Here is a 16,458-nt window from a genome sequence, read left to right on the forward strand (position 1 = left end):
GATATGGACTTGATTTCACATTAAATAGTAATCATTACGATTATTATTTAATATAACGTTACTCCAGGTGTGTTGTCAACCAAGCGGTTTGAATCACAACATTAAAAAGCCGTTGAAACAGTAGCCCCCTTCACTCTTGCGATCGGTCTGCCGTTTCAACGGCTTTAAAATTTGTTGACTAGCTCTGTTCATTCAGCCAAATGGCAAGCTACCCAGTGATCTAGACGAGCCTCACGATAGAGTGGAATTTCTTTAGAGCAACGATCGATTGCAAAGGGGCAGCGAGTGTGGAACTTGCAGCCCGAAGGCGGATTAACCGGACTAGGAATATCCCCCTTGAGCAAAATTCGTTCTCTTTTCAGCTTCGGCACCGGAATAGGTACAGCCGACAGCAACGCCTTCGTATACGGATGCAACGGATTCCCGAATAGCTCGTCACGCGAAGCCGTTTCGACCATGGAGCCTAGATACATTACGCCAATACGGGAACACAAATGTTCCACCACGCTCAAATCATGCGAGATGAACAAGTATGTCAGACCCCGTTCGGCCTGCAATTTGGCGAATAGGTTAATAATCTGCGCCTGTATGGACACATCCAGCGCTGATACCGGCTCATCAGCGATAATTAGATCCGGCTGAAGCGCCAGCGCTCGGGCAATGCCGATCCGTTGGCGTTGACCTCCCGAAAATTCATGGGGAAAACGGTCGATATGATACTCTGACAATCCACATAGCTTGAGCACGTCCAGCACAATCTGCCGGACCTCCTCCTTCGTTGCTATACCGTGATCCAGTAACGCCTCACCAATGGCATCACCAATCCGTACACGCGGATTCAGCGAGCTGTACGGGTCTTGAAAGATCAGCTGAATTTTGGGACGAAGTTCCTGCATCCCTTTGGCAGACAGGCTGTGCAGATCTACCCCTTTGTATTTTACGGTACCGTCCGTTTTATCCGTCAATCTAACAATCGTGCGGCCCACCGTGCTTTTACCGCTCCCCGATTCCCCTACCAATCCAAAGGTTTCACCCTGACGGATCGTAAAGCTAATATCGTCTACCGCCCGCACATGTCCTGAAGTACGGTTCATAAATCCGGACTTCACCGGAAAGTACGTTTTTAAGCGGTCTATTTCCAACAACGGCTCAGCCATGAACAACCGCCTCCTCATATAACCAGCAGGATGCTTTCTGCTGAGCTGAAACTTCTTTTAATGTAGGCTCTTTTATACGGCAAATGTCCATGCAATGCCCACAGCGGTCGTGAAAATAACAGGAAGTCGTCAGCTCCAGCGGATTAGGTACCTGCCCGGGAATGGAATACAGTTCCTCTTGGCGCTGATTAAGCACCGGTTTGGATTTTAGTAACCCTTGTGTATAAGGATGCTTGGGATGATTAAACAGCTGTACCACTTCGCCTTCCTCGACGATCTTGCCTGCATACATCACAATGACGTAATCAGCCATTTCGGCGACAACACCCAGATCATGGGTGATTAGCATGAGCGACATATTAGATTGGGCTTTAAATTCACGCAGCATATCCAGGATTTGCGCCTGAATCGTTACATCCAGCGCGGTGGTTGGCTCATCCGCGATAAGCAGCTTGGGACCACAAGAAACAGCAATGGCAATCATAATTCGCTGCAGCATCCCCCCGCTCAGCTCATGCGGATAGCTTTTTAAAATCTGCTCCGGCCGGGATATACCGACCTGTTCGATCAGCTCCAGTGCTCGCTTACGAGCTTCCTTACGGCCCATTTTCAAATGCTCAATCAGTGGTTCGGATAGCTGTTCACCAATGGTCATGACTGGATTCAATGAAGACATCGGCTCCTGAAAGATCATGGAGATTTCATGACCGCGAATCGTGCGCATCTCATTTCTACTAAGCTCTAGCAGATCGGTTTCCTCAAAGCGGATGCTTCCGCCTGCCACTTTACCACCAGGACTCTGGATGAGACCCATGATCGACATCGCGGTAATACTTTTGCCGCATCCCGATTCACCGACAATGCATACCGTTTCCCCCGGCTTCACACGGAAGCTGATATCATCCACCGCTTTAACCGTTCCTTCTTCTGTATAAAAATGAGTGCTTAAATGTTCAATGGAAAGTAAATTGTCCATGGTGTATGATCACCTACCTCTTATGTTTCGGGTCAAGTACATCCCTCAGCCCGTCACCAAAAATATTAATAGCGATGACTGTAGCAAAAATAGACAGTCCTGGCGGTATCCACAACCACGGTCGTTGCTGAAAATCCAGCACATTGTTAGCGGCATCAATCATATTGCCCCAAGTTGGTGTCGTGGGCAGCACGCCAAGGCCAAAGAAGCTGAGTACAGATTCACTCAAGATAGCTCCGCCAATATTCAATGTAGCGATAACGATCAACAACGGTAAAATATTCGGCAGCAGATGCTTGAACAGTTTTCGACGATTCGAGAGTCCCAGTACCGTCGCGGCTTGCATAAATTCACGTTCCCGCAAACTAAGCATCTGGCCCCTCACCATTCGTGCAATCCCCGGCCAGTTAACCAGACTAAGCATCAGCATGACAATATACATCCGTTGATCGGGTGGAACCTTCCAGTCAGATAGCAGCGCGCCCATAATAAATAGCAGGGGCAAACTGGGAATCGTCAGCAGCAAATCAGCAACGCGCATAATAATCTGATCCGCAATCCCGCGAAAATATGCGGATATGACCCCCAGCGTAGCCCCCAAAAAGACTGACAATACCATTGAAGCCAAACCCACGGTAAGAGAAATTTGACCTGCCTGCATCACACGTGTCAGCACATCCCGTCCCAGCTTGTCTGTTCCTAACCAGTGATGGATATTTGGCGCCTTGTTCATCATTAATATATTTGTTTTATTATCGGAATAAGGAGAAAATAACGGACCGATAAAACAGAGCAAAAACATAAATACCACGACGAGCAGACCAGCCATAGCAAGCTTGTTTTTGAACAGCTGCCGGAGCGCTTGCTGCCACATTGAAGATTTAACAGTTGTTCGCAGTCTGCCGTTGCTCTTGCTCAAATTACTGCTCACGGATGACATTCCTTAGCCCCCTTCTTACACTTTCACACGCGGGTCCGCGATGCGATACAAAATATCGGACAACAGTGTCCCGATAACGCTCAATATGGCAATCAGCATCGTAAAGCCCATAAGTAGCGGATAATCCCGGAGCGAAAAGGATTGCATGTACAACTGACCGATTCCTGGCCAATTAAAAATCTTTTCAATAATCAGGGACCCGCCAAACAGCGCAGGTAATTCGAAGCCAACGAGCGTAATGGCAGGCAGCAATGCATTTCTCAATGCGTGCGTAAAAAGTACCTTTCTTTCCTTTAAGCCCTTTGCACGGGCCGTGCGTATATAATCCTGCTGGATCACGTCGATCATATTGCTACGGAAGTAGCGAGTCAACGACCCCAGTCCCAGCAGCGTCATAACGATCACTGGCAAGGTCATATGCTGGAGAACCTCCTTCACATACTCCATACCTGTAGCGTTACTGCCCGTATTGAGCATGCCACCGGGTGGCAACCACTTCAGGTCAACCGCTGCGATTTTAATCAGATACAACCCAATAAAAAAAGAGGGCACAGACATGGCAGCGAAAATCACCACCATTACCAAAGTATCAAACCATGAATACTGCTTATAAGCAGCAACCACACCGATAATGACCGCGATAAACCAGGTCAGGAAGGTCGATACAACGGCCAGCAAAAACGAGTTCCAGATATACTCATTAAATAAGGTCAGCACCGGCTTCTGCTGAGCAAGCGAATAACCAAAATTGCCGTGCAGCGCATTGCCTAGCCAATTTCCATAGCGTTCAAGAATAGGCTTATTCAGGCCGTAAATTTCCCTCAGCTCCGCTTTTCTCTCCGGCGACAGCTTCAGATTGCCGCTAATGAAATCTCCCGGTGTCATGGCATACAGGAAAAAAATCATCATCGAAGCAGCCAACAAAATAATAACCATATACGTCAGTCTTTTCGTTAAAAACGAGCTCATGACAGACTCCTTTCAATTCAAGGTCAGGCTACTCATTACGTTTCCCCCATTTGGGAGGCCCCTTGATCCGAACCTGATGTTCTTCACAAGGGGCCCGCAAATGTGGCTTATTTAAGGGACCATTCGAACAGATTACCAGACAAGCCAATGAACGGACTGACCTTTACATGTTCCATCCGACCATTGTAGGCATACACCGTCTTCTTATAGTTGGTAAAAATAACGGGCAGTTCATCGTTTAGCAGCACATATAATTCTTGATATATTTTCTTGCGTTCTTCCATATTCGTCGTAGACAAGCCTTTTTCATATAGCTCTTTTACCTTTGGATTGTTATATCCCTTGACTTCTCCATTGACGAATTGCTCGATTCCATCTGATGGATCTGTCAGCATGCCTGTCGAGAAGGCGGCAAGATCATAATCTTTACCTTCTACTTTGGCGACCATTGCATTAAAGTCTGCAAAGATTTCCGGCTGTAGGTCAACGCCAATCGCTTTGTAGTTTTCAGCCGCAAGCGCAATAAAGGTGTCTGTTTCTGGACGTTTAGAGGTCAGCAGGTGAATGGTCAGCTTCTGTCCGTTTTTCTCACGGATACCGTCACTACCTTCTACCCAGCCCGCTTCATCCAGCAGCTTTTTCGCTTGCTCCGGGTCGTAGTTGTATGGATTGATTCCATCGGTCGTGTAAGACCAGAATATTGGGGAAGCTGGAATATTTGCGACCGCCCCTGCTCCCTGAGCTGCGTCGACATAAATGCTTTTCCGATCCAGTCCATAGGTCAATGCTTGACGAACCTTTTTATCCTTAAGCTTTTCATTTTCAAGATTTACTTGTAAATATCCGTAAGTGCTAGGGGTATACGGCAAAATGTTTAAAAAGCCAAGCCCTTTTAGTTTATCGATATTTTCCTGAGTTGCGGTGAATTGAGCAAAATCGGTATCGCCTGTTTCTATGAATTGCCAAGCGTCGCCTTCTGCTGTTTTGTAAATGAAATGCTGTGTTTTCGGTTTGCCTTTGAAAAAGTAATCATTCGCCTCTAGACGAACTTCTTGCCCCGGAATGAATTTTTCTAACTTATAAGCCCCATTCCCCAGAGGACTACTATGTAGATTCTTAAAATAATCCAGCTCTCCGAACTTATAATCCTTGCCGTAGTAGGCTTTGGACAGTACATACTCACCCAGAATCGGCAAAGCAAGCGCGTTTGGTTTTTCCAACGTCGCAGAAATGGTCTGCTCATCAATCACCTTGATTCCTGCAATTTGTTTTGCCTTGCCTTCCGTATAGTCTTTGCCGCCTTTAATGTTCAGCTTTCGGATTTGGCTGTCACCAGGATAGGCTTTGTCATAGATCAACGTCCAGGTAAAAGCGATATCCTCAGCTGTCAAAGGAGAGCCATCACTGAATTTTGTACCGGGAACCAGATGAAACGTATACGTTAGATTATCCTTGGAAATATCCCAGCTCTTAGCCAGATTGGGCAGCGGAAGCCCCTTCTCATCTACCGTGACCAGCGGAGTCCACAACTGCGAAATCACGTTGCCGTCATAGCCGCTTTGGTTAAAATACGGAGTAAACACCCCAGCTGGGTCAGTCAGACCAACAATAATCGTGTCGCTTCTCTTTTTGGACACTTCCGGCAATTTGGATAAATCAGAAGCTTGTACCAGACTTGTTAATGGCTGCGCTGTAGCGACTGTCTGTGCGGCATCACTATTTTGCGAAGTAGCATCGCTAGCGCTATCTGATCCACCACTAGAGCAAGCTGCTAATAAGGTAGAACTTGCCAGAAGTAGACTGCTGAGTAGAATGATTCCCTTTTTCAAAATAATCCCCCCGATTTAATTTAGTAAATTCCGATCGAACAAGTTGTAATTAATAAGATAAATCTCATTATAGGAATCTATTCCGGTTCTGTAAAGAGAGAACTCCATTTTTTATGTAAAAAAATAGACGTCAACTCATCTGGATTCCCAATGATCGACGTCTATTTATTTAAAGTGTTAAAGTCTAACTGGTGCGTACAGCCTAATTTCGCTCCATAAAGCCCAGGATGCTCCGATGCATTTCATCTACTGCCGAAAGCCGTGCGCTATATCCGAGTAATGTTTCGCCATCAAAATGTGCATGGATGAAGCCAGAGGCCCGGAGCTTAAAAATATGGTCGTGCGTGATTCCCTTGGACAGCTTGAGATGACGGACAATCTCAATAAAGGTTCGTGGAGACTGGCTTTGATACAAATATTTTAAAATCTTAAGCCTGCTCTTCTCCCCCAAACTTCGGATCATTCGATATTCCTGTGGGGATAAAAAATCGTCCTCCTGAACATAAATACCTGCCGAATAATGACACAGCAGGAGCGATCCAAATCGATAAATGATATTAATCGGCTGAAAATGGTATTGAGGCACCAGCAACACGCGCGTCAGTCCTTCGGAAGGCTCGAACCGGAAGCCATTAGTGGTACGATCCACCCATTCCATAGAGCTATATATGCCCTTCTCCTTATTTCTTCGTTCAGTTTCCTGTTCCAGACCGCTTAGAATACTTATATCCACATGGCGAAAATACTCCTCGTCCCAGCCAGATAGCAGTTGCAAAGCAAGTTTGCGAAGCTTCTCCATGTCGTCAGGCAGCGGTATCCCATAGGCTGATGCCTGTTCGTTTAATTCCTGTACAGTCCGGTTCTCCAGACGGTCTACGACCTCTTCAACGTTCCCCTGATCAGAAAGCATACAGACGAGTCCATAAATGACCTTCCAATCTGCATTGATTTCCATGGACTCCAGCAATTCGGACAAACCTGGGGACAGCGTTCCACGCACTTGCTCCGCCCACCCGGCTGATAAATCGGTCTTCTTGTAAGCCTTGCGGCAAATAAAGGTGTGTAAGCTGCTGAGCAGCTCAAACACCGGTCCATATGCTACATGTACATCGTAAGGAGCATTCACGTCGTGACTCATCGCTTTCTGTCCTCTTTTCTTTCATGTCTGATGTCCATTATACATACTATCGTACACCCGTTCATTCTTAGTGAGCCATTCATACGAGAATTTAGCAAAAGACAGATACAAATATGAAGGATACAAGCGTCATAATCAAGGCGCAAAAAAAGCCTGATCTCATCAGACACTAACTGTTCAGCTATGAATTAGAAAAGGTTGTCTCCCACAAATATTGTAGGAGACAACCTCTGGACAAATAGTATGATGTTTAATGTTTGTTAGCTGCTACTTTCCACTCTAATATCCCTGTGGATGCTGAACCTTTGGATACCATTTCAATTCTTAATTTCGCTGTTTTTACAGGCGTAAAAGTAGTCGTATTATATTGATCTACCGCGGTGCCCAGCCCTTTGGCCTGCTTGACATTAGACCAGCCCTGACCATTCCAGTACTTAATCTTGTAAGACTTAGGAACATCAATGCCAGCGCCATCTTTGAACCAATATACATCGGTTTGGGATATCGTATATTCTTGATCAAAATCATATTGGACCCATTGTGTACCTGTCTCAGGCCAGTTACCGTACACGGCATGACTTCTATCGTTGGAATCGGCAGGTTCAAATCCATCGTTTAGCGCGCTTACATTTTCCCAAGATGAAGTATAAGAGCTGCTAGCCGTTGCCGCAGGTGCAATGTTCACGATTTCATCAGGGTCTGTTTCAATTGGACCATCGTCGTCTTTAGTCGTGGTTGGAAAACGAGCCGTATCCTTTTTGAGCTGACTCCAGGTATACCGCAGCATCCAAACATCCCAGTCCGTGATATGATCGGAATTGCCGGCCCACATAATGGTGTTCGTTGGGAATCCACCTGGTGGACGCTCATGTTCTTCATAAAAATCGTTTAATCCAAATCCGTGACCAATTTCATGTTCAGTAATCTCAATCTCATCAGCGTTCACCGTACTCAGAACGTATTCATCATTCATACGCTGTCCCCAGTCGCCGCCGGCTCCCCCGCCAAAATTTTCTGTGGCCCAGAGATACATATCAAAGCGTTTATCCAATCCACCTGGATACGAATAGTTTGGGTCCGAAAAATGCTCAAATCGGGATATTTCATTAGGCGCAACTGGAAGCGCAGCAGGAATTTCCGGTTTTTCAGAAGCTAGTGTATCTGTAATGGTATCCGTATAAATGACCTCGTCAGGCTGCTTGTTCAGGAGCAGTGAAGGATCGGCAACAGCCCAGCCTACCACTTTTACTTTAATATTCTTATAGGGCCAACCGTCATATCCTTGAAGATGATCTGTCCAATGGTTCATCTGCCGATCTATCATTTTAGCAATATCCTGGCGTTGCTTCAGTGTGACGGGCTTAGAGGATTGCCAGCGTATAACATAATTAAGAGTCCCTTTTCCCGCAAAAATTTGATCAAAAATCGTATTTTTACGAGCCGTCGAGCCTTCGGTCAACATTCTATTCTTCCAAACCCATTCCACTGAGGATTTGAGATAAGCTGGCATATCAGCTAACGTCGAATCACCCGTTGCCGCAACCACAGAATCCCCGTTTAGATGAGAATCCGCTGATACAAAACTAGCGTTTCCCATCAGTAATGAACTAGCAATGACTACTGAAAAAGAAGCCATCATCATTCCTTTTCTGTTCAACATGTATGTACCTCCATATCCATTTGTATTATTGCAATAGTTTTCTTGAAACGACTATCTCTATCACCTCTCTTTTCGTGTTTGCGAACTAATCTAGGAGATCAAGAGTACACTATCAAATCTCCTTGTCGTTTTTTGTAAATAATCACAAATCATATTATCACTGGATTATTGCATCGTCAATATTTTCCTTAATGATTTAAATTAGTCATTTTAATCGTATATTGGAACATATACTTGATCTTTGCATGCACAAAACTGGTATTTTATAAAATGAAAAAACCGTTTATTCACTAAATCAATTCCACCACCGAATTTGATTTTGGAACAAACGGCTCTATTTATAAGCTTTTTCACACTACTCTAGCATTTTTTAGCGGTTAGGAAAACGAGAGGTATCCTTCTTAACCTGGCTCCAGGTATAACGCAACATCCAGGTATCCCACTCTATTATTTTGGGAGAATTTCCGGCCCACATAATAGTTGGCACAGGAAACCCACCGGGTGGACGCTCATGTTCTTCATAGAAGTCAGGCAAGCCGGAATCCATGCCCCATCTCGTGCTCTGTAATCTGGATTTCATCCGAATTCAAGGTGTTCAGGATATAATCATCAGGCATACGTTGCCCCAATCCCCGCCGGCTCCGCCTTGAAAATTGGACGTTCCTCATAAGTACATATCAAACCGCTTGTCCAGGCCACCCGGGTAAGAATAGTTAGGGTCCATAAAATGTTCAAATCTCGATAGTGCGTTAGGAGCAACCGGAAGTTTAGCTGGAATATTCGGGTCTGTTTTACTTAAGTTATCCGTAATGGTAACCGTGTAAACGATTTCATTAGATAGTTTGTTAAGAATCTGTGATGGATTCGCAACGGCCCAGCCTACTATTTTTACTGTAATATTGTTATAAGGCCAGCCATCATACCCTTTCAACTGCTTATTCCAATTATTGATTTGGCGACTCAGCATGGAAGCCATATCTTTACGCTGCTGAAGAGTGATATTTTTAGAGGATTGCCAACGCACTACATAATTTAGCGTTCCTTTTCCCGCATCAATTTGATCAAAAATCAAATTTTTACGGTTGGTTGAGCTACCTTTTATTTTTACGAGATCTAAAAGGACAACGCCTACTCTCTTATTACACCCACTCTCGTTTTTGAATAAAATTACAATTTTATACTATCATTGGAATGATATAGCGTCAAACAAAAATATCCCCTCTCCAAGGAGGGGATAAGTATCCATAGACTAGGCTCACGCTCCTACTCTATGGATATCAATGCCGACTCAGCCAGTGAAGCCAGTAGCTTCGCTGTTCCGGGCAACGCGCGTTCGTCCAGATCAAAGGCAGGATGATGCCATTCCTGGCTTCCCGCAGTACCGACAAAGACAAACACACCGGGGATGTTCTTCTGATAAAACCCAAAATCCTCGCTCGCCGAGGACGGTATGGGGCGAACGACTTCCAGACCGGCCGCTTCGGCCACCTCCTCCGCGATGGCGGCCAACTTACCGTCATTCAGCACAGGTGGCGGACCCTCGATCCAGCGGATGGATGCTTTCGTGCCGAAAGCATCCGCAACACCTTTTACGACCTGCTCGAAGCGCTCAGTCACCTGGGCGCGAACGTTCTCGTCAAATGTGCGAATGGTTCCGTCCAAATGGGCACGGTCAGGAATGATGTTCCAGGCGTTGCCACTGTGCAGCTTCGTGACGCTAATGACCGCGCTATCCAGCGGATTAACGCTCCGACTCACAATGGATTGCAGCGCCGTAATGATATGTGACGATACCACGATGGGGTCAATCCCTGCATGCGGCACTGCCGCATGTGTGCTCAGACCCTCCACCTCGATGTAAAAACCATCCGCCGCTGCCATTAGCGGACCTTCTTTGATGCCGACCGTGCCTACGGGCAGGTCCGGCTTGTTATGTAGGCCAAATATGGCCTGCACCCCTGCCAACGCACCGCTGTCCAGCACTTGGGCAGCGCCTTTGGCCTTTTCCTCAGCTGGCTGGAACACCAGCCGAACCGTGCCTTTCAGCTCCTGCTCCCGCTGCTTCAACAATACGGCTGCTCCTAACAGGGATGCGGTATGAAAATCATGCCCACAGGCATGCATTTTGCCGGGGTGCACCGAAGCATAAGGCAATCCCGTCTCCTCCTGAATGGGCAACGCATCAATGTCTGCACGAAGCGCAACAGTTGGCCCTTCCTGCTGTCCGCCGATTTCCGCAACTAATCCGGTACGCAGCGGCACATCCAGAATGGTTATGTTCTGTTCTTCCAGCAGACGGCGGATAAAGGCGGTAGTTTCAACCTCCTCGTTAGATAGCTCGGGATTTCGATGGAGATGGCGGCGAATGTCCATCAACTTCTGCTCCAAAACCTGCTCCTTCGTCCCGGTTGATCCACTCATCCCTATTCCTCCTTCGTGAACCCAAAATAGTTACAATTCTCTCAGACCAACAACATCTAGGACTGCACAGGCAATCCGGCAAAAGCTTCATGCAACAACTCGAACGAGCGCACACGCTTGTGTATATCTCTTATTCCTGTCGTAACGATCAGCTCATCGGCCTGATACTTCGCTTGAATTTCCGTCAGCACAGCATAGATTTCGTCTTTATTCCCTTTGTTAATTTGCGCTTGTGTAGCTTCAATTGTATATTCTTCACCCGATTGCTTGCCAAACTCTTCTGCACTTTCCAGCGTGCCCACCGTAGCCGTCTTGCCACTGGCCAGATGAATTTTGTACAGCTTGTGCTCACCTGCTAACTCCGCAGCTTCCTCGGAAGTGTCCGCTACGATGACTGAAAGCGCAAAAAGAGCTTTCGGCTCACGTCCATAACTATAATCGAAAGACTCCCGATACGTACGGAATGATTGTAATGCAACCTGCTCATTACTATTGATAAATTGCGAGAAAACGTAGGGCAACCCCAAACGCGCAGCAATTCTAGCACTGTCTGTACTTGTACCCAAAACGTAAATATCCGCTGGTGTTTCTGGAATCGGATTCGCCTGTAACCCGGCTAACGGTCCTTCTTCAGACGGAATATTATGAATATAGCGACTTACTTCATCAATTTTTTCTTCGAGAGAAGGCGCGTCATGAACGTTTCGTTGTAACGCCTGTGTGGATTTCGGCAACCCGCCCGGCGCGCGTCCGATTCCCAAATCTACGCGACCCGGTGCAAGAGAGGACAGCACATTAAAGTTTTCAGCTACTTTATAAGGGCTGTAATGCTGAAGCATCACTCCACCAGAACCGACTTTAATACGCTCAGTACGTGCCAGCAAATGGGAAATGAGTACCTCTGGCGAAGAGCCCGCAACCTGCTCGGAATCGTGATGCTCTGATACCCAGAAGCGCGTAAACCCCAATTCCTCTACACGCTGTGCTAGCTTAATCGTATTACGAAGGGCCTGCGCTGCTGTTTCCCCCTCGTGTATAGGGCTTTGATCCAATACTCCGATTTTAATACTCATGTCTCCCTCTCCCGTCTAAATTGAATAGTTATATTCCGGTGTAATCCGCTTCAGGAATTGTTTGGTACGTTCCTCTTTGGGGTGGTTAAAAATGTCGTCCGGTGTACCTTCCTCGATAATATGACCGCCATCCATAAATACCACATGATTTGAAACATCGCGCGCAAAGCCCATTTCATGTGTAACGACAATCATTGTAATGCCTTCCTTCGCAATCTTGCGGATCACCGACAGCACCTCACCCACCAATTCAGGGTCCAGCGCCGAAGTCGGCTCATCGAACAAAATCACTTCCGGGTTCAGCGCCAAAGCACGCGCTATGCCAACACGCTGCTGCTGCCCGCCGGATAGCTGGCTTGGATAATGATTCAGCTTTTCACCCAGACCGACCTTTTCCAGCACTTCGATGCTGATTTTTTTCGCTTCCTCCTGCTTGACCTTGCGGACAACGACAAGTCCCTCCATGACATTTTCCAGTGCTGTTTTATGCTTGAACAAATTGTATTGCTGGAAAACCATAGCCGTCTTTTGACGTAGAGCCAAAACATCCTTCTTCGCAGGTCGCTTGCAGTTCACTGTAAAATCGCCAATGCTGACTTCCCCATCATTTGGCTTTTCCAGATAATTAATGCAGCGTAGCAGAGTCGTTTTTCCTGAACCGCTCGGGCCTAAAATAACGACGACCTCGCCTTTGTTCACGGTCAAATCAATGCCTTTGAGCACTTCATGTTTGCCGAACGACTTCGTAATATTTTGCAGACGGATCATGATGCTCGACCTCCATTAAACACATTGATTTTTTTCTCCACCAAGCCGGATATTCGCTCAATTAATACCGTCAAGCCCCAAAATAGCAGTGCAGCCGCGATATATACCTCTAAATATTTCCAGTTGGTAGATGCCAGAATTTCAGCCTGTGCCTGGATTTCTGTGACCGAAACCGTGAAGGCCAAGGTAGAGCCATGAAGCATCCCAATAACGGAATTCGTCAGGTTTGGCAAACTCACCACGAACGCCTGCGGAAATACAATGCGTCTCAGCACCTGCCACGTCGTCATACCGACGGCATAAGCCGCCTCGATTTGTCCCTTGTTGACCGATTGAATTCCAGAACGGACGACCTCAGACATATACGCGCCACTAGTAATGGAGAACGAAATGAGTGCAAATACCATATAAGGAACATCCTTGGAATGCAGCGGCCAGCCGAAATGCTTCGCTCCCGTATCAATCAACAAAGGCAAACTGAAATAAATAAGCAGCAAATGCATCAGCATCGGTGTGCCACGGATAAAGGTAACGTAACCGTGAGAAATCTGGGACAACAAAGGAACCTTATAGATTCGCGCCAGCGCCGTTATAATACCGATGACCAACCCTGCCAGCACGGAAACCACCGTAATAATTAAGGTGTTGGGCAACGCGGAGAACAACCCTAAAAAGGCAGTATATATAAATCCAAAATCCAGACTCATATGCCTTTACCTCCTTTACTAAGACGGGGACTTCTCAGGTAACGCACCACAAAACTTTTTCGTTTTTCGGGTTCTTTATGCACTGCGTCCCGATGCTCATGCCGGAGAAGCGTATTTTCCAGTACCTTGAACAATTTTTGTAAAATCAGACTGATCACCAGATAGATAAGGGATAACGCGATATAGGTTTCAACAAAATGCTGGGTAGCCGACCCTAATGTCTGTGATTTCCCTGTCATCTCCATCGCCCCGATCGTAAATGCCAGCGAGGTATCCTTCAGATTGCCAATCACCAGATTGGAAAATACAGGAACCACGACAGCCAGCGCTTGCGGCATAATGATACGTGTAAAGGTCTGATAGCCTGACATGCCGACGGACTGTGCAGCCTCAATTTGTCCCCGATCTACAGCCTCTACTCCTGACCTGATAATTTCGGAAATAAAGGCTCCACTATTAAGCGCGTAGGTTGCTACGGCAAACCACAGTACATCCCATCTGGAGGAATTGATATCCACCAGCTTCAGTAGCTCTGGCAGGCCGTAATACACCAGAAACAATTGGATTAGAATAGGTGTTCCGCGAAAAAAGGAAACATACACTTGAGAAACACGTTTGAGAAATGGAATGTTATACATGCGAGGCAGCGCAACCAACAGACCAATGATAAGCCCCAATACAAGCGAGCTTGCCACAATAAATAAGGTGATGTGTAAGTAAGACAGCATTTTCGGGATAAAGCTAAAAACATAGTCAATATTGAACTCTCTGCTCATATGCCTGCCTCCTTTCTATACATCAGCGGTCAGAATACATAGAGTACCCTGACCGCTGAAATGTCCAAGTCTATCCTTACTTCTTACTGCTGCTACCTTCTTTTTTCACATCTTCCAGAGACTTAGTGAAATCCTCTCCAAGCCATTTAATGCTCAGCTTCGACAGCGTACCGTCGTCCTTCACTTCCTGAATGGCTTTGTCCAGGTCATCCGCCAATCCTTGCTCATTTTTGTTCAGTACATACAGCACATCCGATTGAGTCAAAGGATCACCAACGGTTTTCAGAGCTACTTCTCCTTTTTCATCGGTGTTAAAACGGTTCGCAAAGTCTGTCGTAACGGTAGCATCTATACGGCCGCTCGTAATTTGTTGCACCGTATCATTGGCTGCACCACTCGTATAAACGATATTCAGGGCTTCTCCGTGGGTTTTGTTATACTCTTTCAGCACATACGCCGCATTACTGGTTGGGCTGGTGAGTACCTTTTTCCCTTTCAAATCATCAATTGAATGAATGGTATTGTTATCCTTCGCTACAGCGACTCTGTTCAGAAAAATGCTATACGGATTTTTGTTGAACAGATACTTGGCCTCGCGCTCCGGGTTTTTTTCCATTTGATGCGATACCAGATCAATCTTGCCGGCATCGAGACTTAGCAGCAAATTTCCAAAGTCCATCGTTTTGAATTCAAATTCGTATTGAGGCAGGCGCTTGTCCAGCTCCTTAATCAGCTCCACATCGAAGCCTGTTAAATTTCCGTTTTCGTCAATAAAGCATACATTTTTGAATTGAGTACCTGTACCTACGATAATTTTCTTCACGTCTCCGCTTGAACCTGACGCGCTAGACGCGTTATCTGAGGAACCGCAGCCTGCCAGCACCAGGATGATTGCCATAACAGACAATATTGCAAACCACTTTTTCATATGAATCCCCCTCATCTCTTTGTATATCAGCAGTTTGCGACATACATGGTAGCTACAACATCCAATAATTAATAATTCCTATAAGTTTAATCGGTTTTAGGATGTGATTAATTTAACACCTGGAAACCTATACGTCAATCCATCAAGCCATAGAACTTTTCTATAACAAAACAGCACCCCGGAAACCTTCTGTCAGTGCATCTGCAAAATCCGAGGTCACTGCACAGTCTTCTTTGGTCGCTATTATGCTAATCTGCATCGACACCCCAGCTACCTCTGGAACATGGATACGGAACAGTTTCTGATCTTTCACTTCACGGTTCACACAGACATCCGGCAAAAAGGCAATACCCGCTTCTTCCAATACCAGCTTTTTGGCCGTGACCACATTGTCTACCTGAAAAGCAATGTCCGGTGGCTGCTCCAGTGATTCAAAAGCGCGATGAATTCTCATCCAATCTAGTGATCCGCATTCGAAAAACACCAGTGTTTCACGTTGAATATCCTGTATGCTGGCCTTTCCTGTCTTCATAAACGGATGGCCGTCGTATACATACAGGGAAATCGGATCTTCATAAAAAGCAAGCGTACGGATAGCCGGATGCATCACTTTACGGACAAAACTAATGTCTACCTCACGGTTTAACAGTTTATGTACCAGTTGATCCGTCGTAGCCGTCACAATTTTGTAGTTAACCTCTGGATAACGGGCACGAAGTTGCTTTAATATTTCAGGAATGATGTAGTTCGACACCGATATCGTGCAGCCAATTCGAATTTGCTGAGGGGCTTTCTTACGCTGTTGGAGCTTTTGCTTCCCTTTTTGCAGCACCTGAAGCATCTGCTCCGCATAAGGAAGAAACTTTCGTCCATCCTCCGTCAGAACCGTTTGCTTGCTTTGGCGGTCGAACAACTTGCATTCTAGCTCGCGCTCTAGCGTCTGAATCCGGGCTGTAACAGAGGGCTGGGACAAGAACAAGGCTTCTGCAGCCTTATTAAAGCTCCCATAATGATTCACGTATACAAAGGCTTCCATATTCTCGATATTCATACGCAAGTCCCCCAGTAAGTTTTATATACATTTATCCAATAAGTTAACTTGGTTTTTTTGTATCA

14 protein-coding genes and 1 pseudogene are annotated in these 16,458 nt (G+C 46.1%); all 15 read right to left on the bottom strand.

The genetic code is table 11. The features are described from left to right. Positions 1–188 precede the first annotated feature (188 nt). The 15 genes and pseudogenes from C1T21_RS07160 to C1T21_RS07230 all read right to left on the bottom strand — a co-directional run bounded on the left by C1T21_RS07160 (position 189) and on the right by C1T21_RS07230 (position 16,393). Positions 189–1,157 (bottom strand): ABC transporter ATP-binding protein, encoded by a 969-nt coding sequence (locus C1T21_RS07160; protein ID WP_025724171.1) that lies wholly within the window; start codon positions 1,155–1,157, stop codon positions 189–191. Beyond that, positions 1,150–2,133 (bottom strand): ABC transporter ATP-binding protein, encoded by a 984-nt coding sequence (locus tag C1T21_RS07165; protein WP_013310081.1) that lies wholly within the window; start codon positions 2,131–2,133, stop codon positions 1,150–1,152. The genes C1T21_RS07160 and C1T21_RS07165 overlap by 8 nt, the downstream gene beginning before the upstream one ends. A gap of 13 nt (positions 2,134–2,146) precedes the next feature. Then, on the bottom strand, positions 2,147–3,073 hold the full coding sequence (gene opp4C / locus C1T21_RS07170) for an oligopeptide ABC transporter permease (protein WP_103047764.1): 927 nt from the start codon (positions 3,071–3,073) through the stop codon (positions 2,147–2,149). A gap of 15 nt (positions 3,074–3,088) precedes the next feature. Beyond that, positions 3,089–4,042 (bottom strand): ABC transporter permease, encoded by a 954-nt coding sequence (locus C1T21_RS07175; protein ID WP_023988364.1) that lies wholly within the window; start codon positions 4,040–4,042, stop codon positions 3,089–3,091. Between the two features lie 107 nt (positions 4,043–4,149). After that, a complete protein-coding gene (locus C1T21_RS07180) occupies positions 4,150–5,871 on the bottom strand; it encodes an ABC transporter substrate-binding protein (protein WP_180984565.1) in 1,722 nt (573 codons plus the stop codon). Between the two features lie 202 nt (positions 5,872–6,073). Next, a complete protein-coding gene (locus tag C1T21_RS07185; protein ID WP_103047766.1) occupies positions 6,074–7,009 on the bottom strand; it encodes an ArsR family transcriptional regulator in 936 nt (311 codons plus the stop codon). A 250-nt stretch (positions 7,010–7,259) separates the two neighbouring features. Then, complete coding sequence (locus C1T21_RS07190; RefSeq protein ID WP_103047767.1) at positions 7,260–8,669, bottom strand: discoidin domain-containing protein; 1,410 nt, start codon at positions 8,667–8,669, stop codon at positions 7,260–7,262. A gap of 370 nt (positions 8,670–9,039) precedes the next feature. Continuing rightward, positions 9,040–9,771: pseudogene (locus C1T21_RS28435) on the bottom strand (dockerin); the annotation flags it as partial. Positions 9,772–9,932: 161 nt separating this feature from the next. Continuing rightward, complete coding sequence (locus C1T21_RS07200) at positions 9,933–11,090, bottom strand: amidohydrolase (protein ID WP_103047768.1); 1,158 nt, start codon at positions 11,088–11,090, stop codon at positions 9,933–9,935. A 56-nt stretch (positions 11,091–11,146) separates the two neighbouring features. Then, positions 11,147–12,163: an LLM class flavin-dependent oxidoreductase gene (locus C1T21_RS07205; RefSeq protein WP_103047769.1), complete on the bottom strand. Its 1,017-nt coding sequence runs from the start codon at positions 12,161–12,163 to the stop codon at positions 11,147–11,149. A gap of 15 nt (positions 12,164–12,178) precedes the next feature. Continuing rightward, the gene (locus C1T21_RS07210; protein WP_025722945.1) at positions 12,179–12,931 is read right to left on the bottom strand and encodes an amino acid ABC transporter ATP-binding protein; all 753 of its coding nucleotides are present in this window, start codon (positions 12,929–12,931) and stop codon (positions 12,179–12,181) included. After that, positions 12,928–13,638, bottom strand: a complete 711-nt coding sequence (locus tag C1T21_RS07215) for an amino acid ABC transporter permease (RefSeq protein ID WP_103047770.1) — start codon at positions 13,636–13,638, stop codon at positions 12,928–12,930. The genes C1T21_RS07210 and C1T21_RS07215 overlap by 4 nt, the downstream gene beginning before the upstream one ends. Continuing rightward, on the bottom strand, positions 13,635–14,414 hold the full coding sequence (locus C1T21_RS07220; protein ID WP_103047771.1) for an amino acid ABC transporter permease: 780 nt from the start codon (positions 14,412–14,414) through the stop codon (positions 13,635–13,637). The genes C1T21_RS07215 and C1T21_RS07220 overlap by 4 nt, the downstream gene beginning before the upstream one ends. A 76-nt stretch (positions 14,415–14,490) precedes the next feature. After that, positions 14,491–15,342, bottom strand: a complete 852-nt coding sequence (locus C1T21_RS07225) for a transporter substrate-binding domain-containing protein (RefSeq protein ID WP_103047772.1) — start codon at positions 15,340–15,342, stop codon at positions 14,491–14,493. A 160-nt stretch (positions 15,343–15,502) separates the two neighbouring features. Further along, entirely contained in the window at positions 15,503–16,393 is an 891-nt protein-coding gene (locus tag C1T21_RS07230) for a LysR family transcriptional regulator (protein WP_013310069.1), read from the bottom strand. Positions 16,394–16,458: the final 65 nt, after the last annotated feature.

The sequence above is a fragment of the Paenibacillus sp. F4 genome (assembly GCF_002894905.1).
GTDB classification, from domain to species: domain Bacteria; phylum Bacillota; class Bacilli; order Paenibacillales; family Paenibacillaceae; genus Paenibacillus; species Paenibacillus polymyxa_B.

Coding starts and splice junctions, on each gene's coding strand:
- C1T21_RS07160 (WP_025724171.1), bottom strand. CDS start 1,157: ATGGCTGAGCCGTTGTTGGAAATAGACCGCTTAAAAACGTACTTTCCG.
- C1T21_RS07165 (WP_013310081.1), bottom strand. CDS start 2,133: ATGGACAATTTACTTTCCATTGAACATTTAAGCACTCATTTTTATACA.
- opp4C (WP_103047764.1), bottom strand. CDS start 3,073: ATGTCATCCGTGAGCAGTAATTTGAGCAAGAGCAACGGCAGACTGCGA.
- C1T21_RS07175 (WP_023988364.1), bottom strand. CDS start 4,042: ATGAGCTCGTTTTTAACGAAAAGACTGACGTATATGGTTATTATTTTG.
- C1T21_RS07185 (WP_103047766.1), bottom strand. CDS start 7,009: ATGAGTCACGACGTGAATGCTCCTTACGATGTACATGTAGCATATGGA.
- C1T21_RS07190 (WP_103047767.1), bottom strand. CDS start 8,669: ATGTTGAACAGAAAAGGAATGATGATGGCTTCTTTTTCAGTAGTCATT.
- C1T21_RS07200 (WP_103047768.1), bottom strand. CDS start 11,090: ATGAGTGGATCAACCGGGACGAAGGAGCAGGTTTTGGAGCAGAAGTTG.
- C1T21_RS07205 (WP_103047769.1), bottom strand. CDS start 12,163: ATGAGTATTAAAATCGGAGTATTGGATCAAAGCCCTATACACGAGGGG.
- C1T21_RS07210 (WP_025722945.1), bottom strand. CDS start 12,931: ATGATCCGTCTGCAAAATATTACGAAGTCGTTCGGCAAACATGAAGTG.
- C1T21_RS07215 (WP_103047770.1), bottom strand. CDS start 13,638: ATGAGTCTGGATTTTGGATTTATATATACTGCCTTTTTAGGGTTGTTC.
- C1T21_RS07220 (WP_103047771.1), bottom strand. CDS start 14,414: ATGAGCAGAGAGTTCAATATTGACTATGTTTTTAGCTTTATCCCGAAA.
- C1T21_RS07225 (WP_103047772.1), bottom strand. CDS start 15,342: ATGAAAAAGTGGTTTGCAATATTGTCTGTTATGGCAATCATCCTGGTG.
- C1T21_RS07230 (WP_013310069.1), bottom strand. CDS start 16,393: ATGAATATCGAGAATATGGAAGCCTTTGTATACGTGAATCATTATGGG.